The organism is Anaeromassilibacillus senegalensis (assembly GCF_001261775.1).
Lineage (GTDB): Bacteria > Bacillota > Clostridia > Oscillospirales > Acutalibacteraceae > Anaeromassilibacillus > Anaeromassilibacillus senegalensis.
In genome coordinates, this window is sequence record NZ_LN868535.1 from 66,754 (window position 1) to 89,557 (window position 22,804).

24 protein-coding genes are annotated in these 22,804 nt (G+C 56.0%); 5 read left to right on the top strand and 19 right to left on the bottom strand.

The window, feature by feature from the left end:
- Positions 1–37: 37 nt before the first annotated feature.
- Genes BN2106_RS00620 through BN2106_RS00630 form a run of 3 tightly spaced genes read right to left on the bottom strand, consistent with a single transcriptional unit; the run spans position 38 to position 2,767 of the window.
- Positions 38–976 (bottom strand): DUF1848 domain-containing protein, encoded by a 939-nt coding sequence (locus BN2106_RS00620; protein ID WP_050696644.1) that lies wholly within the window; start codon positions 974–976, stop codon positions 38–40.
- Complete coding sequence (locus BN2106_RS00625) at positions 973–1,686, bottom strand: DNA alkylation repair protein (protein ID WP_050696645.1); 714 nt, start codon at positions 1,684–1,686, stop codon at positions 973–975. The genes BN2106_RS00620 and BN2106_RS00625 overlap by 4 nt, the downstream gene beginning before the upstream one ends.
- Entirely contained in the window at positions 1,676–2,767 is a 1,092-nt protein-coding gene (locus BN2106_RS00630) for a tetratricopeptide repeat-containing glycosyltransferase family 2 protein (protein WP_050696646.1), read from the bottom strand. Before BN2106_RS00630 ends, BN2106_RS00625 begins: the two co-directional genes overlap by 11 nt.
- Before the next feature lie 178 nt (positions 2,768–2,945).
- Here BN2106_RS00630 and BN2106_RS00635 point away from each other — a divergent pair, with 178 nt between their 5' ends.
- Positions 2,946–4,307, top strand: a complete 1,362-nt coding sequence (locus tag BN2106_RS00635) for an MATE family efflux transporter (protein WP_050696647.1) — start codon at positions 2,946–2,948, stop codon at positions 4,305–4,307.
- A 563-nt stretch (positions 4,308–4,870) separates the two neighbouring features.
- Here BN2106_RS00635 and BN2106_RS00640 read toward each other — a convergent pair.
- The 7 genes from BN2106_RS00640 to BN2106_RS00670 form a co-directional block, all read right to left on the bottom strand.
- Entirely contained in the window at positions 4,871–6,664 is a 1,794-nt protein-coding gene (locus BN2106_RS00640) for a MutS-related protein (RefSeq protein WP_050696648.1), read from the bottom strand.
- An 85-nt stretch (positions 6,665–6,749) separates the two neighbouring features.
- The gene (locus tag BN2106_RS00645; protein ID WP_242846218.1) at positions 6,750–7,658 is read right to left on the bottom strand and encodes an AEC family transporter; all 909 of its coding nucleotides are present in this window, start codon (positions 7,656–7,658) and stop codon (positions 6,750–6,752) included.
- A 184-nt stretch (positions 7,659–7,842) separates the two neighbouring features.
- Positions 7,843–8,508 carry a manganese catalase family protein gene (locus BN2106_RS00650; RefSeq protein ID WP_050696649.1) on the bottom strand — a complete coding sequence of 222 codons (666 nt, stop codon included), beginning with the start codon at positions 8,506–8,508 and terminating at the stop codon, positions 7,843–7,845.
- 65 nt (positions 8,509–8,573) lie between these two features.
- Complete coding sequence (locus tag BN2106_RS00655) at positions 8,574–8,996, bottom strand: DUF2000 domain-containing protein (protein WP_050696650.1); 423 nt, start codon at positions 8,994–8,996, stop codon at positions 8,574–8,576.
- Positions 8,959–9,903: a DMT family transporter gene (locus BN2106_RS00660; protein WP_050696651.1), complete on the bottom strand. Its 945-nt coding sequence runs from the start codon at positions 9,901–9,903 to the stop codon at positions 8,959–8,961. The genes BN2106_RS00655 and BN2106_RS00660 overlap by 38 nt, the downstream gene beginning before the upstream one ends.
- Positions 9,900–10,745: a helix-turn-helix domain-containing protein gene (locus BN2106_RS00665; protein ID WP_050696652.1), complete on the bottom strand. Its 846-nt coding sequence runs from the start codon at positions 10,743–10,745 to the stop codon at positions 9,900–9,902. Before BN2106_RS00665 ends, BN2106_RS00660 begins: the two co-directional genes overlap by 4 nt.
- A 93-nt stretch (positions 10,746–10,838) precedes the next feature.
- Positions 10,839–11,087: a helix-turn-helix domain-containing protein gene (locus tag BN2106_RS00670; RefSeq protein ID WP_050696653.1), complete on the bottom strand. Its 249-nt coding sequence runs from the start codon at positions 11,085–11,087 to the stop codon at positions 10,839–10,841.
- A gap of 148 nt (positions 11,088–11,235) precedes the next feature.
- Between BN2106_RS00670 and BN2106_RS15920 the strand changes: the two genes are divergently transcribed.
- Positions 11,236–11,412, top strand: a complete 177-nt coding sequence (locus BN2106_RS15920; protein ID WP_154666372.1) for a hypothetical protein — start codon at positions 11,236–11,238, stop codon at positions 11,410–11,412.
- Positions 11,413–11,477: 65 nt separating this feature from the next.
- Here BN2106_RS15920 and BN2106_RS00675 read toward each other — a convergent pair whose 3' ends face one another.
- Positions 11,478–12,107: a superoxide dismutase gene (locus BN2106_RS00675; RefSeq protein ID WP_050696654.1), complete on the bottom strand. Its 630-nt coding sequence runs from the start codon at positions 12,105–12,107 to the stop codon at positions 11,478–11,480.
- Between the two features lie 110 nt (positions 12,108–12,217).
- On the opposite strand from BN2106_RS00675, the gene BN2106_RS00680 reads away from it, so the two are divergent.
- Entirely contained in the window at positions 12,218–12,442 is a 225-nt protein-coding gene (locus BN2106_RS00680) for a hypothetical protein (protein ID WP_050696655.1), read from the top strand.
- Between the two features lie 254 nt (positions 12,443–12,696).
- Positions 12,697–13,935, top strand: a complete 1,239-nt coding sequence (locus tag BN2106_RS00685) for an MFS transporter (protein WP_050696656.1) — start codon at positions 12,697–12,699, stop codon at positions 13,933–13,935.
- A 131-nt stretch (positions 13,936–14,066) separates the two neighbouring features.
- Here the strand turns inward: BN2106_RS00685 and BN2106_RS00690 are convergent, their stop codons facing one another.
- From BN2106_RS00690 to BN2106_RS00725, 8 genes are all read right to left on the bottom strand, one after another.
- A complete protein-coding gene (locus tag BN2106_RS00690; RefSeq protein ID WP_050696657.1) occupies positions 14,067–16,124 on the bottom strand; it encodes a HelD family protein in 2,058 nt (685 codons plus the stop codon).
- Positions 16,114–16,968 carry a helix-turn-helix transcriptional regulator gene (locus BN2106_RS00695; RefSeq protein ID WP_050696658.1) on the bottom strand — a complete coding sequence of 285 codons (855 nt, stop codon included), beginning with the start codon at positions 16,966–16,968 and terminating at the stop codon, positions 16,114–16,116. Before BN2106_RS00695 ends, BN2106_RS00690 begins: the two co-directional genes overlap by 11 nt.
- A gap of 244 nt (positions 16,969–17,212) precedes the next feature.
- Positions 17,213–17,920 (bottom strand): DUF5131 family protein, encoded by a 708-nt coding sequence (locus BN2106_RS00700; RefSeq protein ID WP_050696659.1) that lies wholly within the window; start codon positions 17,918–17,920, stop codon positions 17,213–17,215.
- 15 nt (positions 17,921–17,935) lie between these two features.
- Positions 17,936–18,826 (bottom strand): MBL fold metallo-hydrolase, encoded by an 891-nt coding sequence (locus BN2106_RS00705; RefSeq protein WP_050696660.1) that lies wholly within the window; start codon positions 18,824–18,826, stop codon positions 17,936–17,938.
- Between the two features lie 127 nt (positions 18,827–18,953).
- A complete protein-coding gene (locus BN2106_RS00710; protein ID WP_050696661.1) occupies positions 18,954–19,703 on the bottom strand; it encodes a GNAT family N-acetyltransferase in 750 nt (249 codons plus the stop codon).
- Positions 19,704–19,936: 233 nt separating this feature from the next.
- A complete protein-coding gene (locus tag BN2106_RS00715; RefSeq protein WP_050696662.1) occupies positions 19,937–20,587 on the bottom strand; it encodes a CPBP family intramembrane glutamic endopeptidase in 651 nt (216 codons plus the stop codon).
- Between the two features lie 15 nt (positions 20,588–20,602).
- Complete coding sequence (locus BN2106_RS00720) at positions 20,603–21,388, bottom strand: PhzF family phenazine biosynthesis protein (RefSeq protein WP_407921734.1); 786 nt, start codon at positions 21,386–21,388, stop codon at positions 20,603–20,605.
- 26 nt (positions 21,389–21,414) lie between these two features.
- Positions 21,415–22,236 (bottom strand): alpha/beta fold hydrolase, encoded by an 822-nt coding sequence (locus BN2106_RS00725; protein ID WP_050696663.1) that lies wholly within the window; start codon positions 22,234–22,236, stop codon positions 21,415–21,417.
- A gap of 226 nt (positions 22,237–22,462) precedes the next feature.
- Between BN2106_RS00725 and BN2106_RS00730 the strand changes: the two genes are divergently transcribed.
- Positions 22,463–22,648, top strand: a complete 186-nt coding sequence (locus BN2106_RS00730) for a helix-turn-helix domain-containing protein (RefSeq protein ID WP_050696664.1) — start codon at positions 22,463–22,465, stop codon at positions 22,646–22,648.
- The last annotated feature ends 156 nt before the right edge of the window (positions 22,649–22,804 follow it).

Below are 22,804 nucleotides of genomic sequence, written 5' to 3' on the forward strand. Positions count from 1 at the left end.
TTTACAAGGTAGAGCATATCTGTTTTACCGCCGGATGTCAAGCGTTTTCAAACAGGGAGGTCTGCAAAACGCGGCACGATTCCATTTTCCGCTCCGTGATCCGGTCCAGCGGCCCCGGCGTACCAATCAGCAGCGGGGATACCGCGCTGTGACGGTGGATGTTCTGCAAAACAGTTTCCCGGCTTGTTGCGGCGTAGCAATACGCACAGCCATACGGACAGGAATCGTAACAGCCGACCTCAACGCTCTCCGCGCAGCCACAGGCCGCGCGCTGGTTCGGGTCCTTTTTCACATGAAGACGGCATCCGGAGAGCCGCTCCAGCAGGGCACGGTCGATACAGGCGGCGGGTTCCACGCCAAACGGACGTAAATCGATGCTTTCCGCGCACGTAAAAAGTTGAATTCCGATCGGCTCCGCCGCCTCATGGAATCCGGCGGCAAGCTGTTCCATCTCTTCCGGACGTGCGGGCCGGGCATCCATTTTCCCCTGTATCTTCCGGTAAAAATCCAGGAAACTGAAGATACACCGCTGCGTGCTTCCCCTCAACTCCCGCGCCAGGTCTGCAAAGGTATGCAGATGCCAACCCACGGAATAGGCCGGATTGAGCAATACCGGGTCGTACCGCCAGACGACGCGCTCTGGGCCGAGCGCCTCGCTGAGACGCCGGAACGCCGCAAGCCGTTCTTCCAGCGGCGGCAAGTGCGGTTCCAGCTCCGCACCATAGGCGTTCAGCGTAACCTGCACATAAAAAGGACTTCCAAACGCTTCCAGCTCATGCAGACATTCCAGCATCGGCGATGGATTCTTCGTCCAGAAGACCATGCCGTCCACTACATCGGGCGTTAAGCGCACGCGGCTCAAATGATGCGGCGCGCGCGGATTGGAAACCACCAGCCAACCTTCCCGCAGCCGCCGCAGGAACCAGTCCATATAGAACGCGGGAATATCCGTCCGCCTGCTTACACTCAGAATCATTTGCGCTCCTTCCGCTTCATCGCCCGTATCGCCGCTTTTTCCACCGCGCCGACCTGCCGGGATTCCGTAATTTTCTGCAACGCCTTGTTGTACGTAAAATCGTCCAGCGCGCACTCCTTCAAATACGCCATGGTTTCCACCGGGCACACTGTATAGCAAACGGAAAGCGCCCACGCAACCGCCATTTTGGCATAGTACCCCTCGTGCTTGACTCCATCCAATGCCCGCAGCACCCGGTCGATCCAGTCCGGCCGAACAAAATAAAAGAGCAGCATTACTACGGCAAAACGCACGGTAAATTCTTTTTGCGATTGAAGGTATGGCTGCAAGAAAACCCAGACCCGTTCCGGCTCCTCCTTTGCAAACTTCAGCCCGGAACAAAAGCTGTCGCAGGTGGACCAGTTGTCGATCTCCGGCAAAAAGGCTTCCGTATAGGCGAGCCGTTCCTCCAGCGGCGCGGACGCATAGCCGATCACCATGCCGCGGAGCATCTTTTCCTCAAACGACCGCCCCTTTGACTGCTCCAGGAACCCGCGCCAATCTCCCCTGGCAACCCTTTTTGCCAGCTTGCGCAGGTTAGGCAAGCGCACGCCTAAAACCTCCGATACACCGGGCAGCAGGGAGGATGCAAATTTCTGATACGCCGGTTCCACCAATGCTTCCAACATTGCGCGGACTTCCTCCGGCGCAACTCTTTTATCATTTCGCATGGCACTGCTCCCCCTGCTGTTTTTCAAAAAGCGCCTGATTGTACCGATACGCGGCGTCGTTCGGCTTGAGCTGTCCGGCGCGCTCGTTGTACTGGCGCGCCCGTTCGCGGTCCCCCATCCGGTCGTAGCAGACACAGAGCTGCATCAGCGGGATATAGCCGTAGCAATCCACCGAGATGAAGCCGCCGGCGCAGTCCCGGCGCGAACAGCCGAGCGCCAGCTCGTACCAGTACGCCGCCTGCTGATATTTTTGCCGGTCCAGAAAATATTTGCCGAGGTCGCAGCAAACTTCCGCGCGCGGCGTGTCGTAAAGGAAGCTGCGGAATAAGGACGCAACCGCCTTCTGTTCATTCTCCAAATGGTAATAACAGGCCGCAAGCTGGCGGCACGCCTCGATCTCATTTTCCCGCCAGCCTTCCCCACCGTCGAGGAACGCCTCCAGGCGCCGCGCCGCTTCTTCAAAGCGCCTGTGGTCGTACAGTTCCCGCGCATAGTAGAAGCATTCGCGCGGTTCCAGCGTCTTCCCCACCGCAAGCTGCTTTTCATAGATGCGCAGGTTGCGGTCCGGGTCCGCGGGACGCGTCTTCCGGTGCGCAACCGCAATATCCGCATAGCGCATTTCTCCCTCAAATTGAATGACCTCATGCACCGCGCCGGTCCAGGTAAAACCCTTTCCATTGCGCACCAGCCGTTCCCGGTAATAGGAAAAGACCGGCGTGCCGCTGGCGTCAAACATTGTATCGTAACGCATCATCACCGCACAGACCGAGGGCGGCAGCGTCTGCTTCAGCCGCAAAAACGCGGCGCGGGCGGGCTCCTCCAAAACATCATCCGCATCCAGCCACAGGCAGTAATCCATTTCAGCCTTGGAAAAAGAAAAATTGCGGGCGGCGGAAAAATCGTCCACCCAGGTGAAATCATAGACCTTTTGCGTGTAACGGCGCGCGATTTCCCTGGTACGGTCCGCAGACCCGGTATCCACAATCACGATCTCGTCCGCAACATCCCGCACACTGTCCAGGCAGCGCGCCAACACGTCCTCTTCATTTTTGACAATCATACATAAGCTGACGGTAATCATTCCGATCCTCTCCTTTACCATCCCGTGAATTGTTACAATATTATTTTCCATGTTCTCCAAACTTTCTACAGGGTCAATTGGTGCAATTCTCTTGCGCCGCTTTTGCAAAAATGCTATCCTTGGAACTGCATTTTTCGCGGGTTTTCGAGCGGATGACCCGCCGGCAGGAGGAACCAATTTGACCAGAGATATGACCACAGGCAGCCCCATCCGGCTGATCCTTACCTTTTCCATCCCGCTGCTGATCGGCAACGTTTTTCAGCAGTTCTACAGCATGGCGGATACCATCATTGTCGGGCGGACCATCGGCACGGACGCACTGGCTGCGGTCGGCGCGACAGGCGGCATGTCCTTTCTGATCCTGGGCTTCATCACCGGTGTAACAGGCGGCTTCGCGGTCATCACCGCCCAGCGGTTCGGCGCGAACGACCCGGACGGCGTGCGGCATTCCGTCGCCGTTTCCACCTGGCTCTGTCTGATCATCACGGCGGCGCTCACCGTCCTGAGCATGTTCGCCGCCATGCCGATGCTGCAACTGATGCATACGCCGGACAACATCATCCAGGATGCCTACGCGTATATCATCATCATCTATGCGGGCACAGGCGCTTCTATTTTCTACAATATGATTTCCAGCATCCTGCGGGCGCTGGGCGACTCCAAGACGCCGCTGTATTTCCTGATTATCGCCTGTGTGCTCAACATCATTTTAGATTTCGTCTGCATTTTGAATTTTAAAATGGGCGTGGCGGGTGCGGGCGTCGCCACGGTCATCGCACAGCTGGTGGCGGCGCTGCTCTGCGTAATCTACACGGCGAAAAAGTTTCCGATCCTGCGGATGAAAAAATCCGATTGGAAGCTGGACGGCTTTTCCGCTCTGCTCCACCTGCGGGTCGGCCTGCCGATGGCATTGCAGTTTGCCATCACCGCCACCGGCGTCATGGTGCTGCAGAGCGCGCTGAATGGCTTTGGCTCCGCCACCATTGCGGCATATACCGCCGGTTCCAAGGTCCAGCAGCTTGCCATGCAGCCGATGAACACCTTCGGCATCACAATGGCCACCTATGCCGCGCAAAATTTGGGCGCGGGCCGCATCGACCGCATCCGCGAAGGCGTGCGCAAGTGCACGCTGGTTTCCTTCCTGTTCTGTCTGGGCGGCGGCCTGCTGATGATCTTCTGCGGCGACCTCTTCGTGCGATTGTTCATTACCAATCCCTCGGAAGAAGTGCTGCAAAACGCGCGCATCTACCTGCTCATTTCCGCTGTTTTCTTCATTGTCCTGTCCCTGCTCTTCATCTACCGCAACACCCTGCAGGGAATGGGGCTGGCCTTCATGCCGACCATGGCGGGCGTGATCGAATTTATCATGCGCACCGCCGCGGCTTTCGGGCTTGCCGCGCCGCTCGGCTATGTGGGCGTCTGCCTGGCGGATCCCATCGCCTGGCTGGGCGCAACGATCCCACTGATCGTCACATACTGCATCGTGATCCGCCGCATGGAAAAGAGGTATGCGTTGGACCCCGCCCTTGCCAAACGTTAGTTCTATTTTATCACAGGTTTACGCATCTTTCCAGAAGAATTTTTGACTATAAAGCAATCATATAAGCACATCAGACCGGACCGCATAAAAACCGGCTGAACCGACGAAGGGCCGTTGCAGCTTTATTCTGCAACGGCCCTAAAAATTCACGCGGCAACTTAAAAAGTTTATAAAGAACCATATCACTCGTTCCCACTCGCTCTTCTCAGGAAAAAGACCTCCGGTCAGGACGCTCGCTTGAGGCTAAAGCCTCGCTCGACACTCTAAAATGACTATCGCCGCTTTTTAGAGACGTAGTAAGACATATGTTGACAATTGCCACAAGGTGAAAATGTTCCTCGCCGTAGGCGCGTCCCGACCGGAGGTCCGCGAAAGACGTTGTACGTCCCGCTCCTTGCGAGGAGCGGCAAAGGGCTCTGCCCTTTGATCCCGCCACTTTTCAAAAAAGTGGAAAAACACATTTTGCCCTATGCTACAATCAGAACAAGGGCTGTTTTGCAATGCGCCCTTCGCTTTGTTCTGCCAGAATTTTATACAGACCATGATTGCGATACAAGCCCTTTTTATGTGAGAATCCCCACCATGCGCAGAAGGTGCTGCGCGTTCGTCGTTTTACAGCGCCCCGGCCGGATTTTATAATCGAACCGAATTTCGTCGCCCACATAGTGTTCAGAAAAATGACAATTGACCGCATGGATGGTTTGGTCGTTTTCCAGCTCGCACAGTTCAAAATCGTGCGTCGTCACAATGGTCAGCGCGTGCGGGACCGACAACTGCCGGATGGTCTCCGTCGCGCCGAGGATGCGGTCGCGGGAATTCGTCCCCTTGAAAATCTCGTCGATCAGCGCGAGCATCGGCTTGCCGGTCCGGCTGAACGCCACGATCCGCTTGATGCGCAGTAGCTCCGCATAGAAGGTCGAGATGCCCTCACTGACGCTGTCTTCAATGCGCATGGAGGTCAGCAGCGCCAGCTCCGAGGCCTGGAACCGCTTTGCCAACACCGGGCCGCCCGCGTAGGCCAACAGCAAATTCACGCCGATGCTGCGCAGGAACGTCGTTTTTCCGGACATATTCGAGCCGGTCACCACACAGGTGGCGGCACGCAGGGAAAAGCCATTCCCCACCGCTTTTTTCCCCGGGATCAGCGGGTGCCGCAGGTCTTCAAAGAAGAGGGATGGCGCCGCGCCGCTGATTTCCGGGAAAGCGGTCTTCTCCCGAACGTTGCACAGTACCGACAAACTGGCCAGCGCCTCAATCTCCCCGACCGTCTCCAGCCATTCGCCCATTGCGGCGCCGTGCGTTGCGTTCCACGCCTGAAAGCGGTCGACACAATGATAGTCCCACATCAGCAGGCTGTTGCAGAGGATATAACCCAGGCCGTTAAACCGGAGCTTGACCGCCCCGGCGATGGATTCCAATTCCTGAAGCGCCTGCACCGCGCCGCCGTTTCGCGTCAGCTTTTCTTTCAGCTCTTTGCCGTATGCGCTTGTAAACGTCTCCCGTTCCAGCAGCGCGAAAACCGCACGGTATGGCTCCACACTGGCCTGGAACGCAAAAACCGGGCGCAGGACCGCTTGGTTCCGCCGGTATCCCAGCAGAGCGAACAGGATCTGCACGATCAGCAGCACGTCAAAACCCACCATGCTCCAGCGTGTCTGGATGCCCAGCAAGGCGGAGAGCAGGAAGAACAGCGTCAGGAACGGCAGGCCCCACGCAAGGACTTTCAAAAACGCCGGGCCTTTCGGCATTTTACGCGTCTCCGCAAAGCGTTCCAACGTCTCGCCGCTGTCTAATCCCGGAGACACCTGGCCAGTCAGACATTCCAGTTCGACAGCGAACGCGGGCTTCTCCGCCAGCTCCCGCACGGCTCCCTGCCGCCGCTGAATTTCCGCGCGGTCCGGCGCGACGTTTTGCAGACTGTTCGCCAGCCGGTCCCGGCCCATCTTCGTATGTGCGGTACAGATCAACTGATACAGCGAAGCTTTCCCAAACAGGTCCAAGTCCCGTCCCTGCGGAAAATCCTCCGTCAGATACGGCGCACCGTCGTCGGGAAAGGTCTTCCACCGCTCATCGAAACGGCCGGTATACCGCTCCAATGTCTCCCGACGCGCCTGTTCCCGGCGCTGCTCCCGCGCCACCCGGTCGTGTACGCGCAGCAGGAGCAGAAACGCCAGGAATCCCAGCGCCCCCGCCACGTATCCAAACACGTTCTGCATCCAGACGCCCGCCGCGAACGATACGACAGCAAATAAAAAGACGAACAGCCGCAGCAGAGAAATGCGGTTGTATTTTTTTTGCAACGCACCGCAGGCTTCTATGCTCTTTTGCAGCTCCGACTGATAATACTCTTGTCCCAATTGAGAAGGCCTCCTTTCAGCAGGCACCGCCAGTATAACGCATTTTTATGAAAAAGAAAAGAAATTCATGGCACAAATTTTCTTCCTATATGGCCCAGACCGCCATGACCAACGGCAGGGTTGCGAGCGAAAAGAGGGTGGTCATCGCAAAGATTTCAGACGCATACCCGGAATCCTTGCCATACTCAATGGCGAACAGCGTCCCGGTCGCCGCCGTGGGGCAGGCCACCGCCAGCAGATTGACGCCCGCCACCACGCCGTCCACCGGCAGCAATCGCAGGACCGCCATGCACACGCCGGGGATCACCAGCAGTTTTAAAAAGCAAAGGTAATAGATTCTGGGCTTTTTCAGCGCCGCAAACAGGTTGGTCTGCGCGATCGTCGAGCCCGCTACAAACATGGCGAGCGGTGTGTTCAGGTTCGCCACCGCCGTCAGCGCCTGCATCGGCACCGCCGGGATGGTCACGTTGCACAGGAACAGCACAAAGCCCAGCACCGTTGCGAGAATCGCGGGGGACCGCAGGGCCTTCAGGGCGGAGCTGCGCGTCATCTCCCCCTTCATCACCATAACGCCATGCGTCCAGACCAGCAGGTTGAAGCATGTCAAAAAAGCGGTCAGGTAGAACACGCCTTCCTGCCCATAGACCCCCTGAATCAGCGGCACCCCCATAAACGCACAGTTGGAATAGGTGGCGGAAAACCGCTCCACCGCCAGAGCTTCTTTGCTCCGCCCGCCGCGCAGCAGCAGAACCGGCAGCAGAATCGCCGCGGCAAAGCAGATTGCCGCCAGCAGGAAGGACCAGCCCAAACCGGCCAGCAGGTCCGCGTCGAACGGCTTCTGGTAGGAAGCCAGGATGACCGCCGGACTGGCTACCAGCAGCACCAGATTGGACAGGCTCTTGTTGACTTCCTTTGGCAGCAAACGCAGCCGGTAGCACAGCATGCCCGCCAGAATCAAGATCATCATCACCGCAACTTGGCTGAGGACCGCCACTTTGCAACATCCCTTTCGCGCCCCGTCCGGGGCAAAAATGAAAGCGGCGGGACACCCACCGCTTTAATAACCGGTTCAGTATAGCACAAAGGACGCGGACCGGCAACGGCGGATGCGCCAAATCTTTTCCGCATCCCGTCCGGAAAACAAGAAAAACGGCGGGCTGTAAACCCGCCGCAGTGATTCAGATTTTAAATTCCGTGGGCTTGTCCTTTGCGGGATCAAAGCTCTGCCCGCCGGGGCTGGAGAGGTCAAAATAGATGCGTGCGTTTCTCGTGGTGCCCCAGTCCTTCTGGGAGCCGGAATCCTGAATGCGGTTGAACGCCTCGCGGAACATCGTATTGTGGGCCTCCTCGCGGTTGAGCAAAAAGTCGATCGTCTCCCGCACGCCCTTGTCGTCGATCTGCCGGTACAGGTTCTGATAAACCACCTTGGCGCGCTGCTCCGCCGCGATGTCAGAAAGGATGTCCGCCGCCGCGTCGCCGGTCTCGTTGACATATGCCGCGGTCCAGAGGTATCCGCTGGCGTTGGTCAGCATCGGCGTCAGGCCGGAGAGCACATGCGCCTCCACATTGCCCACCGTTGCATGCGCCGCATCCAGCTCGTGGCCGTTGAGCATATTGACCGTTGCGCTCACCATTTCCAGATGACAGAGCTCCTCCGCCGCGATGTCCAGGAACAGGTCCTTGATCTCCGGGTCCTTGATGCGCATACTCTGCGCCAGATATTGCAGCGCGCTTTTCAGCTCGCCCTGCGGGCCGCCGAGCTGCTCCTGCATCAGGGCCGCGTAATTCGGGTTGGGACGGTCCACATGGACCGGGTTGAGGTACGTTTTTTCATGTTTAAACATTGGCAAATCCCCCTTTTGATTCTTTGCCAATATTTTTCTCCGCTTCGCCGGATTCTATACAGGATTCAGCGCAAAAGGGGCAGGTTTCCCGTCAGCCGGCTGACCTTTTTCTTTTCCCCGCAGATCGCGATGCCAAAATATTGCAGGTCGCGCTCTTCGACAATGGCGGCCTTTTCAATATAATCCTCGTATTTCTGGCAGCTCTGCGCTGTATCGGAAAAATCGACGACCAGCAGATCGGCGTATTCCGGTTCATACAATCGTTCGCGCAGGTTTTTCAGCAGGGCGGCGTCCCCTTTGAGCACCGGCACGGGGATGTCGATGATCCCCAGATGCGTCTTCCCGGACGCGTCCTGTACGTCGACGTTGACGCGCTCCGGCGCATGTTTGCCCAACGTGATTCCCAGGATGCCCGCCGTATTTGCGATGACGCCCAGCGGAAGCGCCGCATCAATGACCATCACACACTTCAGGTTTTGCACATTCATGCGTTTTTCCTCCTCGATCTTTCTTTTTCTCCCGGCTTTCCGAAAGGAACAGCCCCGCCAGCGTCAGCGCCATGCCCAGCAAGATCAGCCAGGTAACCGGTTCGTGCAGAATCACCGCCGACATCGCCACGGTGACCACCGGCGTCATGTAGATATACACGCTGGTCTTGACCGCGCCCAGCACCTTGACAGCGGAGTTCCAGGTGACAAAGCAGAGCGCGGAGGCACACAAGCCCAGGTATAAAAAGTTCAGCAGATTCACGGGCTGCGCCAGCTTCTCCCAAGCGGGGCTGAAGTCCAGCAGGAACAGCGCCGGGATCATAAACAGCAGACCATAAAAGAAACAGCGGCGCGTCGTCTGCACCGTCGGGTATTGGAACGAACTGATCTTCTTGGTCAGCACGGAGTACACCGCCCATACGGCGGCGGCCAGCAGCGCCAGTAAATCGCCCACCGGGTTCAGCTGCAGCGCCTCACTGCCGTTGAAGCTGATCAGCGCAATGCCCGCGATGGCCGACGCAAATCCGATGAAGAAGCGTGGGCGCAGCGTTTCCCCATCCAAAAAGCGGTTGGCGAACATCGCCGTAAAGAACGGCGCAACGGAAATAATAATTCCCACGTTGGACGCAAGCGAATAGGTCAGCGCGATATTTTCCAGCAGGAAATACAGCGTCACACCGCAGAGGCCCGCACCGATAAAATACTTTTCCTGCCGGCGGTCGGTAATTTTGAGGCGGTGCGGGTATGCAGCCAACAGCGCAACAAAGCCCAGAAGGAAGCGGAAGACTAAAATTTCCAGCGGCGCAAAATCCTGCAACAGTACCTTGGTGGAAATAAACGTGGTGCCCCACACCAGGATGGTCAGCGCCGCCAGCAGATGCCCAACGGCGGTCGGGTTGTTTTTCATATGCCTGTTTCCTCCGTTCCCGGCGGGTCGCCGGTAAATATTGCGCCGTACTGCCGCGGCGTCAGGCCGATCAGCGTTTTAAAAAAGTTGGTAAAATGGCTCTGGTCGGAAAAGCCGGTCCGCGCCGCCGCTTCCGCGGGGGGAACGCCCTGCTCAAGCAGTTTTTTTGCCTGATCGATCCGGACCGTCTCCAGGTAGCGGTAGGGCGAAATGCCCTTTTGCCGGGTAAAGACGCGCAGCAGATGATATTTGCTCAGGCCCGCCACGCGGCTCAGCTCGTCGAGTGTAATGGCCTCCGCGTAGTGCTGCTCCAAATAAGCGCACGCCGCTTCCACTTCCTCCCGGCCCGACGCGGGCGCGGCGCTGAATCGCAGCTCCGCATACCGTCCGATCAGCTGTTCCATCAGCAGGAAAAAAGTTTCCTCCTTTTGGAAATCGGTCTCCCCACCGGCGACCATCCCGTGCAGCTCACGCAAAAGCGGGGCCAGGTCGCATTGCAGCAGCACGTTCTGCCGGAAAACCGGCAGCGCGTCCGCGCCGGTCACCTCCCGCACCGCGCGCCGCATCACCTCCGTGCGGATGTTCAGGCAGCGCCAGTCCAGCGGTTCCTCGTCGACCGGGCCGCAGGCGTGCGTGTCATGCGGATTGAAAATCAGCAGGTCTCCCGGCTGAACGTCGTACGCCTCACCCTTGCAGACCAGATGCCGCCGCCCGTTCTCAATAAATCCAATCACATATTCCTCATGAAAATGCAGCGGAAACTTTTGTATGATTCCCTGCAAAAAATACGCCTCGATCTGCAATGTGTTGTCAAAGCAGATGAGGCGGTTTTCGGTGTTCATATGGCATTCCCCTTCCCTGCGGATTCCAGTTTACCACAAACCGGACGTTCCGTCTTGTATCATATTGCTTTTCTCCGCAGGGAATTTAAGGAATCACTCGCCGCTGTCCTCGAACAGCTCCTCGTTCATTTCCGGGAAATCCAGGAATTCAGAGACCGTCATGCTGAAGCCCGTCGCGACTTTATGCAGGGTTCGAAGGGTCGGGTTTTTGGTGACGCCCCGGACGACGCTGTCCAGCGTGGACTGGGTCAGGCCTGACATCGACGCCAGCTTGTTGATGGAGATTTTGCGTTTTTCACACAGGAACAAAATCCGATTTTGAATGACTTCCGCATAGGTCACGCTTATCCCTCCCGTTACCTATATATCGTTAACAAAACAGTATCATGCACCAACGGCATATTAACCGATATATCGTTGACAAATACGTGCTCTTTCCGCTATCATTAACGATATACCGTTAAAATATGCAGTGTGGAGGGATCGGAATATGGCGGATAAATGTAAAAACCGTTTTTGCCTGTATTGGAAAGACGGATGCTGTGCGCTGGACGCCCTCACCCGCCAAATTTTAGGAGAACCCGAAATCTGTGCAAAATACTGCGCCGCATGCAGAGCGGAGGAACATGCAGGCCCTTCTTCCCACCGCATGACAAACGACGTTTAACAAAAAGAGGGAAAACGGCAGTCGCTCCGTTTTCCCTCTTTTGTTTGCAGCCGCGTCCACACCGGTTAATTGCTCAGCGACATGGTAAAGCGCCGGTTCGCCTCGTCCCAGTCGACTGTGTCCAGCCAATTGCGCACATAGGACGGCGAGTTGATGATATATTGGATATAATAGGCGTGCTCCCACATATCCAGACAGAGGACCGGGGTCAGAGACGTCAGCGAAGGCGTCTTGTTGCAGTTGGTCACGGCGATATGCACGTTGCCGTTGCGCTCGGAATTCAGCCACACCCAGCCGCAATTGAACAGGCTCTGGCTGGCTTCCACAAAAATCTTTTTGAACTCCTCCACACTGCCGTAGCGGTCGACCAGCACCTGCTTCAGGTTCCCGTGAGGCTCCTGCCCCGGCGTGCCGCAAAGGCAGTGAAAATACAAATTGTGGTTATAAACCGCCCCTGCGGCGTTTTGCAGCTCCGCTTCTTTCCAGGCGGGCACGCCCGGAAGCTTGTTGGAAATCAGCCGCTCCAGACTCCAGCCCTGCAATTGCGGATACTGATTCAGCAGCCGGTTTAACCGTTCCACCGACTCGCCGTACACCTGATCATAGTGCAGGGCGATATTTTCTTCATCGAAACAGGGCTGCATAGCCGTCATTCGGCAGGGGAGTTTTTCTTTTTGAAAGGGATATACTTGCATAAAGCCACCTTCCCGCATGATATTTCTGTATATTACTTGTATACTATGCAATAAACAGGGCCCCTGTCCGCTATTTCCGGGCAAACCCGCTATGGAAAGGACAAAATCATATGCCCTATTACAACTACCACGCCACCGCACAGCGGCTGATCCGCGAGGGGAAGCTCCTGCGGTATTATTATACAAAGCGCCACAATGCCATCGCACCGGCCCTGGTGCTGCTGTTTGATGACATAAAGCATCCCTGCATGCCGATCCGCCGGGAACGCTGGGCGGAATACGCGCCGCTGCTTGCGGATTGGGAAAACCAGCCGCATCCGGAAAACGATCTTTGAGCAAATTCCCGGTATTGTGTTTTTTGCTGTCTTCCGGTATGATAAAAGACATTGAAAGGAGGTGCGAAGGATGTATCACACAGGAATGGCCGTTGTAATCTGGAACGCCGCGCCCTTTGACGCAGTTTACAGCACCATATCGCCTGGGAAGAGACACGCCTTGCACCCCGCTTTTGCGACGAAAACCGCAAAGCAGCAGGGTTTGCACCCTGCTGCTTTTTTGTGTCCTTCCTGATGAAAAGAAAGGAAGCTTTATGAATCGAACAAAACCATCCGCCGACCCAAATTGGAAAAAACAGATCGCGCTGTTTCTCATCAGCCAGAACGTATCGCTGTTCGGCTCCTCCGTGGTCGGCTACGCGCTCATCTGGCACATCACATTAGAAACCTCTTCCGGCACCTGGATGATGCTGGCCACCATCTGCTCCACCCTGCCGCAGGTGCTGATCTCGCTGTTCGGCGGCGTCTGGGCAGACCGCTACAACCGCAAGCATCTGATTATGCTGGCGGACGGATTCATTGCATTGGCAACACTGCTTCTTGCCGCCGCCTTCCTGACGGGCTTCCAGCCGATGTGGCTGCTGCTGGTAATTCTGGCGGTTCGCTCCGCGGGCGCCGGTGTACAGGCCCCCGCCGTGGGGGCGATTTATCCGCAGCTGGTCCCGGCGGAGCATCTGACCCGCGTACAGGGCGTCGACCAGACGCTCGCCTCCGTGCTGTTGCTGCTGTCGCCCGCCATCGGCGGGGCGGTGCTCGGCACCATGGGGATCGTGTGGACGTTTTTTATCGACGTGGGCACCGCCGCTGTCGCCATCGCCATCATGGGCACCATCCGGGTTGAACGGCAGAAGCGCAGGGAAGAACCCCTCTCCATGGCGGCCGATATCCGGCAGGGCCTGTCCTATGTGTTCTCTCACCCGCAGCTCCAGCGCATTGTGATCTGCTATGTGTTCTCCTTTTTCCTGCTGACCCCGGCCGCCGTGCTTTCCCCGCTGATGGTGGAACGCACCTTCGGCAGCGAGGTTTGGCGGTTGACCGCAAATGAAATCGTCTGGACCGTGGGTTCCCTGATCGGCGGCGTATTCGTCTCCCTGCGCAAAACCTTCCGGAATAAGGTGCGCACCGCCGCGATCTGCCTGGTGGGCTTTGGCGTCTGTTTCGCATTGCTGGGCGTCTCGTGGAACTTCTTTGCCTTCCTCGCCTTTATGTGCATTTCCGGCTTCTTCATGCCGGTCATTTCCACCACACAGACCGTGTACATTCAGGAAATCACAGAGCCCGAGGTGCTGGGCCGGGTCTTTTCCATCGTCCAGATCATCTCGGCAAGCGCAATGCCGGCCGCGATCCTCCTGTTTGGCCCGCTGGCGGACGTAATCAGCGTCGAGTCCATCCTGCTGGTCACTGGAGCTCTGCTCGCGCTGGTTGGAATTGTATACGGCTGTACCGGACGGTCCGCTCCTCATGCAAACGACGCCGGATCAAAAGAATCTTAGCAGGCAGAGGAAATCGCAAAGGGTTGTCTGCCATTGGCAAAAAACAGATGAAATGGAGCATCCCCTTCCCCGCCTTTCGTGGGGGAGGGGATGCTTTTATTCCGCCAATTTTTTGATACAACGCCTTCTTTTTATGTCGTCTCACCGATCAACCGGCTCCGCTCGCCGGTATAAAGCAGCGACAGCCGGTGCATCGCCCGCGTGCAGGCAACATAGAGCAGATTCCTGTCGTACTCCGTGGCATAGGTCTCCGCGTCCGCATCCGGAATCACAACCGCGTCGAACTCCAGCCCCTTCGCCATCCGGATGGAAGCAATGGAAACCCCATTTATAAAACGGCTGCTCTCCGGGGTTAACAGGTGAACCGCATTCCTCTGCGACAGCTTTTCATACAGCGCTTCCGCGTCGCGGTTTGTCTTGACAAGAATGCCGAGTGAGGCAAACCCGCTGTGTTGGAACATCTCAATCAGCGATTCTATCCGCTCCAGCTCCTCCGCTGTTCCGGCGCACGGTAGCAATACCGGCTCCTCCCCGTGCCGCTCAACCGGCTCCGGCGCGGCAGGCTGAATGCGCTTTGCAAATTGGATGATCTCATAGGTGGAACGGTAGCTCTTGTTCAGCTCCACAAAGTCCGCATCCTGATAGATCCGGCGCAAGTCCGCCAGCGTGTGCGCGTGGCAGGGATCGACGCACTGCCCGAAGTCCCCCAGAATCGTCTTCTGGCAAGGGAACAACCGGTTGAGCACGGCAAACTGCACCGGCGTGTAATCCTGCATCTCATCCACCACCAGGTGCCGGATCATCCGGCTCTCCTGCAATCCCTCAAACGACGCATGGACATAGAGGAAAGGGTAGACGTCCGCCCACTCCAACGTCTTTTTTGCAGGCAGGACGAATTGCTCCGGTACACCGAGCCACTGGTAAAACGCCCGGTAGAGGGCAAGTGTGTTTTTGATTTTCAGCATGGACCGCAGCTGTTTTAAAACAGCTTTCACGGTTGGAAGCGAATCGTCCGCAAAGGGTTCCGATGCAAACCGGTCGTGCAGGTCGCTTGCGAGCAGCTCCAGCCGCCGCTTGACCGGAACACGCCCATACGCTGCAAACCGGTTTTGTATCCATGCCGCTTCCACAGAATACTCACCGAACGCGCAGTCCGCGGCTGCAAAGACCGTTGCGGGAAGCGTTTCCAGGAAGCGGTCCAGGGCCTCCAGAAAAGACAGCGTCGATTTGAACCGCGCCCGCTCTTTCCACGCCGCATCCTCTGTTTCCATTGGGTCCCTGTCCGGTTCAAACGCGATCACGCCTTCCAGCTGCACCGCCGCGATATCCGCCAGACCCAATTCATAAATCGGCTCCTCACCCAACTCCGGCAGGACGTTGGATATGTAATCCCCAAACACCCGGTTTGGAGAAATAATCGTCACATTCTGCGCGGACAGCCGTCCCTTGAAGCGGTACAGCAGATAGGCGATGCGGTGCAGGGCAATGGAAGTTTTACCGGAGCCTGCCGCCCCCTGGATCAGCAGCGTACCGGCCTTTTCATTGCGGATGATCCGGTTTTGCTCCTTCTGGATCGTCGCAATGATGGACTTCATTTTTTCATCCGAGGTGTGGCTCAGCTCCCGCTGCAACACCTCGTCCTGAACATTGACGGACGTTTCAATCGCATATTCCATCCGGCCGCCTTTGATTTTAAACTGCCGCTTGCGGGTCAGCGCGCCTTCCATCCGGCCCATCGGCGCGTCGTATCCCGCCGGGCCGATTTCACAGTCATAAAACAGACCCGCAACCGGCGCGCGCCAGTCGCAAACCAACAGCTCGTCCTGATGGCGGAAGGAAAAACGGCCGATATAATAGGGAAACGCCGCCTTGCTTCCATGCGGCTGAAAATCCACACGGGCAAAATACGGCGAATCCTGTAATTTGGCGATCTGGTCTCGCACACTGACGGCGAACGCCCCGGTGCGGTCGAGCTGCCGCAGCGCCAGCTCATTTTGAAACATCTCATGCGGGTCGATCTCTCCGCGGTACTGCGCCATGTACCGCTTCTCACGCATATAGTCCCTGTCGATCTGCTCGACGGTATCGTCCGCCTCCCGCAGCGCGTCGTCCAACTTACACCGGAGTGCCGTCAGATGTGCAAGTTCATCCGGAAACGGAATGGTTTCTCTTTCTTTTTCATTCGTCATGAATATCCTCCCGCGGCAGCACAAAACGCTGTGTGGGGTATCCGAACTCCACCAGCAGTTCTGCCTCCGCAAAGCCCAGTTCCTGAATCTCCCTGCGATGCCCGGTGTCCGCGCGGTCGCCCTCCCGGTAAGTGGTGATGCTGATTTCCTTTCCTTTGAGCAGTTCTCCCATCACTTTGTCCAGAAACGCCCTGGGCACGCCCTTTTTCCGGTACAGCAGATGGGTGCCCATAAAGTCGATACTGCCGGTGTCGCAGGAAAAAAGCATCACGCCGGCGGCAGTTTCCCCATCCTTTAAAAGCAACGCCTGCCTTGTGCGGATGCGCTGGCGGAGCGTTTGCACATAGGAATCCTCCTCCAAATACGGAAACCCGTCGACCACAAGCCGCACCAGTTCCATCCAGCACGGAATGTCCGCTTCCGTCGCAAATTCAACCTCCCACTGGGCGCATTCTTCGTCCTTCAGCATTGGATAGTTCCCCTTAAATGTAAATTGTAACTGCAGCGGATAGAATTTTTCATTCTCCCGGTACTGGTTGGGGGGCATCTTGTACATAGCGGTAAACACGTCCGTAAACGCCTGCTGGCTCTCGTAACCCGCAAGCAGCGCGATGTCCAAAATGGACTGGCCGGAAAAAACCAAAAGTTTTGCCGCTTCCGTCAGACGCCGCCGCTGCAGATAATCGTGCACCGTCATCCCAACGGTATTGGTAAACATGCGGTGCAGATAGTATTTGGAATAATGAACCGCCGCCGCCACCTGGTCCAGGGTTAAATCTTCCGTCAGATGCGCTTCCATATACGCGATTGCGGCCGCGACGCTGTCAATTCTGCAATTTGGCATATTGTTTTCCTCCTTCAGGTTTCTATTATAGCCGCAACCGGCAACCCGCGTTTCATCATTCTTGCGCTTTTACCGTCTTATCAGGGAGCACCTGTTTTTGTTACACATCATAAGAGTCTGCGTTATCGTTGCAGGATGCGTAAAAATCGGCTGAGTTGACGATTCCCCTCCCACGCCAAGGCGCAGGAGGGGAATCGCACTTTTTCTGCCAATCTTTTAAATTTAAATCCAATACAAATGGGAATCATAGATCAATATTGGCCTTTCTCGCCTGGCTTCCCAAAACCCGGACATTCAGCGTGTACATTCTGCCGTCCTTGATAAAATGCGTGCCGCACTGACGGAATGAAAAATGCACGCCCGCCGCCATGCACTGCCGGCGGATATCCAGCACCCAATCGTAATCCAGGGGCCGGGCGTTCCGGTCGGACTCCCCGCCGACGACCACCAGCTCCACGCCGGACAGATACGGGGAGAGGTCGATCCGTTCCAGCAGGGGCTGACATATGATATTTTTATGCTTGATCGGCAGTTTGGAAAACAGCGCCAGCCGTTCGTCCACGCGCGCCTGGTTCTCCACCGTACAGCCCACGGTTACATTGTCGTATCCGTCGCCCCAATCCGGGGGAACGCAGGATAAAAACCGTTCGATCCGTTTGGTCAGGAACAGAAAATGCAGATCCGGCCGCGCGCGTATCATCGCCCAGCAAGCCTCCCGCCACTCATCCGCTTCCTCAATGAGGAAATCCGTGGAAAAGCAGAGGTAGACCATTTGTCCGGGTTTCATTTTATAAACGCCCTTTTGCGTCTTCGCCACCGGGGCGTCAAAACGCTCGGTCTTTACAATCCGGCTCGTATCGACGCCCCGCCGAAGGTCCCCTTTATGGATATAACAATATTGACAGCCCTCGCTGTATTTGCGGCATCCCCGCCACGGATTCCAAATCGCCATCTGATTACCGCCCCATCAATGATTTACAGCCGGCGCCATCCAGAGCAGCCGGTTGTCCTGAAAAACAGCGGCAAGCTTACCCGTATCCTTAAGCCAGGACAGATAAGAACGGATGGTGCTGCCCACCAGTACATACTGTTCGAAATTCATGGTCAGTCCATAGGTGGTAAAAACCTTTTGCAAAATTTCTTCAAAGCAGAGGGGTTCCCTGCAAAAAGCGGCCAGCTGTGCTGCGATTTCCCGCACCTTTTCCCGATTAAAAGCCGCCAGCTCCCGCACGTCTTCCGCGGCGTCCGCGTGGGCGGGGACAAACATCCGCGCCTGCATTGATTCCACCCGGTCCAGCGTTTGCAGGTACTGCTCCACGTCATAGAGAAACGCCACCTGGTATTTTTCCAGCGTGGCGCGGCTGCTGACGCAGTCGGCCAGGAAGACGGTGTCGTCGGGCGTGCGAATCCCGATCATATCGAAGAAGTGGCCCGGCAGCGGGATTATCTCCAGTTCGGATGGAAACGACGGGTCGGTAACCGGCAGAACATCACTTCCCGCCGCCAGCAGGAACTTATGCCGCAGGTCTTTGCAGGGATAACCGCCGTACAAAAAGGAGGATTCCAAAATGGGATACTGCGTAAAGGCGATTTCCATTCCATTCGCAAAGATTGGGCAGCCGGTCTGCTGCTGCAAATAGCGGTTTCCGCCGATGTGGTCGGCGTTGGAGTGCGTATTGACAATGGCCTTGAGCGTCCAGCCTTTCTGGGCCAGGTGCTTCAGCACCTTTTTCCCGGCTTCTTTGTCGTTGCCGCTGTCGATCAAATAGGCCTCGCCGTTTTCCTTTACGAAAAGACCCATCTTCGCCGGACAATTGATATAATAGCTGGACGGGCCAGCCTGAACCAACTCATACATGATTGTACCTCCCTTGGCCTTTGATGTTGTTTATGTTTTTGTTTTTTATTGCTATAAAACCGGAACGCCCCTGTCGGACCTCAAAAGCTAAAGAAAGCCAATCTTTGGAAACAAGGGCCGATCCGTTTTACTTTTTGATGATTCTCTTCAGGGAAACAGGATCCAGCAAATTGACTGTCTCAAACCTGCCTTTATAAAATACCGCCCAGTTATTAAACACACAGGGCAGTTCTTTTGCTTTTTGCAGCGTGTCCACCTGTATGAAAGACACGGGAATGGCATTCTCGTTACAATACTGTCTGATCGTTTCCACCCTCTGGAAGATATAGGGGCATTGCATGTCATAATAGATTGTCAGTTCTTTGCCTGCAATCTTTGACTCCTTCGCCTTTTGTGTGAACTTTGGCGCTGTTCCATCGAAAGATAGGGAAAGCAGCTCATACCCATCATCGGTGGCGTCAACGACCTCAAAGCCGAACTTTTTGGCAAAAGACTGATCGGAAAGCCACGATTTTTGTCTTTTGGCTCCGAGCATACAAACGCCGGATTTCCCTTTCTCTTTCGCGTCGGCCAGACAATCCTCCATCAGCGCTTTTCCATATCCTTTTCCTTTGTGCTCCCCCAAAACCCACAGGCAATAGATATAGAAAAAGTTGTCGCCGGTAACCGGCACCCACGCTGTTTCAAGAGGGGCATATTCGATAAAGACCGTCGCCTTTGCGTTTAACTTTCTGAAAACATGCCCTTCGCCCAGCCGGTCTGAGAGCCATTGCCGCTTTGCTTCCACACCCGGATGGAGCTTTTTGCTGCGGATAATACAGCACAAATGCTCATTGGCAAGGTTTTCCGGTGTCAGGTTTATAAAATGATCCTCCATAGGAACCTCCGCTTCCATTCTTTATTTGTTCCGCCTGCTCTATTCGTCTCATGCGGCACAACTTCATTCTCCTGCGTTTGAACACCAGCCCGTGAAACTGTTAAACCGTCCCTTTGTGTGCCTGCACCCAGTCCTTTTCAGATGGCACAACCGCATGCTGACACCGCCGGATTCAACTTCTTCACTGCTTTGGGCAACCATAAGGAACTTCTACATACAGTTTTCTGTCCGCTTCAGATCAGCCGGGTACAGACGTCCCAAACCGTATGCAGCAAAACCGGTGTCCAGATGGACCCGCTCTTGCGAAACGCCCAGCCAAAGAACAGCCCGAGCAAAAAAATCATGCCCCCGGTCGTGACAATTTCCAGCGGAGCCATACCGTTCCGTATCCAGCCGGGCACATGAATCCATGCAAAGAAAAACGCGGACAGCAGGTTTGCTCCGCGCGCCGGCATTCCAGCAGCCAGCGCGTTCAAGAAGTATCCGCGAAAAAGCAGCTCCTCCTGCAGCCCGACAATCAGGAACAGGATTGCCAATGTGGCTATATTCTGCTCTGTATGGAGATAAAATCCGCCGTTCTGCAGAAGGTCCGCCGCCAGATAATAAACTAGGACGATTGCCAGCATCGGATAAAACACCTTTGCTTTTGGCGCGGTGCAAAACATTTTTTTGGGGTGGATCGACAGCCGCTTCCGGTTCCAACAGATCAGAAACGTTCCGCAGCCCAGCCAGATCAAATCACCCCAGCCAAAAATTCCGTCTATGATATCCGCGATAATCCACAGATGGTGAAGCGGAACCCACGCCGCCCAAATGCCAAAGAAAAGAACAAAGGCAAGCAGGGGCATCCAGATTTTTCTGATTCCTTCCCAATTACGTTCCAACGCTCCCCACTCCTCTCATATACAGAGTTCTCCCCGCAGATACAGGACCGCTTCGCCGGCAATCCGCACCCGGTCCCCCGTATCCATACAATGCAGCGTCCCGTGCCTTTCGGAGAGCTGTTCCGCTGTCAGACGGTCCCTGCCCAAACGTTCCGCCCAAAACGGGACCAAACTGCAATGCGAAGACCCCGTAACCGGATCTTCCGCGCGCAGTTCCGGGCAAAAATAGCGTGAGACAAAATCCGCATGCCGTCCCGGCGCCGTAATCACCACACCCAGCCAATCGGACAGATTTTGCAGGGCGTCATAATCCGGGACATATTCCCGCACATCCGACTCGCTGTGCAGAACGAGCAGCAGGTCCCGCGCCGCATAAACTTCTTCCGGCGTACAGCCCAAAGCCAAGCACTGTGCAGCCGTCAAGTTAATGCGTTTTGCGGGGCGGCTGGGAAACGACATTTCATAGAAACACCCTTTGCGCACCACCGTGAGCACGCCGCTTACCGTCAAAAACGAGACCTCTTGCAGCGCCGGTTCCAGCTCGTTAAACACCACAGCCGATGCGGCCAGCGTCGCGTGACCGCACAGATCGATTTCAAACTTTGGAGTAAACCACCGCAGGCTGTAGCCGTCCGCTGTTTTTAACAGAAAGGCTGTTTCCGGCAGGTTGTTTTCCGCCGCGATGCACTGCATGCGCGCCGCGTCCAGCGGCTCGTCCAACACGCACACGCCCGCCGGATTCCCATGGAAGCGCTCGCCGGTAAATGCGTCGACCATGTAATAGTGAATATGTTTCCCCAAGTTGTTCCACCGCCCCTCTCCTGCCGTTATCTTTCTTCCGTCCGCAAAAGCCAGTTTTCAATCAGTTCGTTAAACAGCTCCGGCTGTTCCACCTGCAGGTTGTGGCCCGCCATATCCAACACGGCAAACGTTGCGCGCGGATACGCCTCAAGCAGCCGCCATAAATCCCGGTACCCCACGCAGTCGTCCTGCCGCCCGGCCAAAAACAGCGCAGGCTTTTCATAGGGCGTTTGACGGATCCTTTGATCGACGTCGAAGCCAAAGGCATACCGGCGTTCCAGCTGTTGCAAAAATGCCGGATCTCCGGTTTGCACGCCGGGGAGAATTTCCGCACGATACCGCCCATAGGTTTTTGCATTCGCCACCACCGCGTAGTTGCAGAAGCCCTCTTTGTCCCCCGGGGCAAGCTGTTCCAAAAAGTGCATGTCGTATTGGCGCGCGGGGTTTGCCGGAACCTCCCGCGCCGTTCGCTCCGGAACCACCACAGGGCAAAGCAGCAGCAGCCCGTCCACCCGGTCCGCAAACCCAGAGGCCAGAAGCCCTCTCGCCAAGTATCCTCCATATGATTCCCCCGCCAGTAAAAACGGCCCGTCCACCAGTTTGGGAATCAAGGCGGCCAGAACCTCCAGAATCCGGCCGGAACTGGCCCAGGAAAGGGGGCCGCTCGATTTCCCCATGCCGGGCAGGTCCACATAAATGCGCCGGTATCCCGGATGGGTCTGGAACACCGGCTCCATACAGCCCGCCATCAGCCGGTGATCGCAGCCAAAGCCGTGCAGCAGCACGACCGGCTTCCCCTCCCCGGCCACATGGCAATATATTTTTTCGCCGTCAATTGTAATGAACATTTCAATTCTCCTAAAACTGCGCTGCAAAAGCTGTTTGCCGCATATCCGTTCGGTTCGATTGGTCAATGAACTCATTGTACACTGTTCCGCATAAAGTGTCTATCCCGATTGCCGTTTCAGAAAACGAAACAAAGAAAAAACGTTTTATTTATTCCGTTTGTCTTGACGTACGACGTACATCTTTATATACTGATCGCAAGAAAGAAAAGGAAGCGGGGAAGTGCGCATGTCGGACGTAAGAACCGTATTTACCACCTCAGAGGTCGCAGAAATGCTGGATATCACACCAAGCTATCTTTTGCGGCTGGCGCAGACCATGCAGCTGACGCCGGCGGAGTTCCGGAGCGCGGGAAAACGAAATTATTTGTTCAGTCAGGAGGCTGTGAAAAAGCTGAAGAACAGGCACAAATAATGTGTATGAAGGGGATACATGGAACAACGAAATCCGTCCCTCTGTAAATCGATTTCCATAGATGCAAAGGCCTTCCGCCGCAGATAACACTGCGGCAGAAGGCCTTTTATAATCTTTGTTTCCGGAGTCCATTCATCGGAACAAGCTCATTTTTTC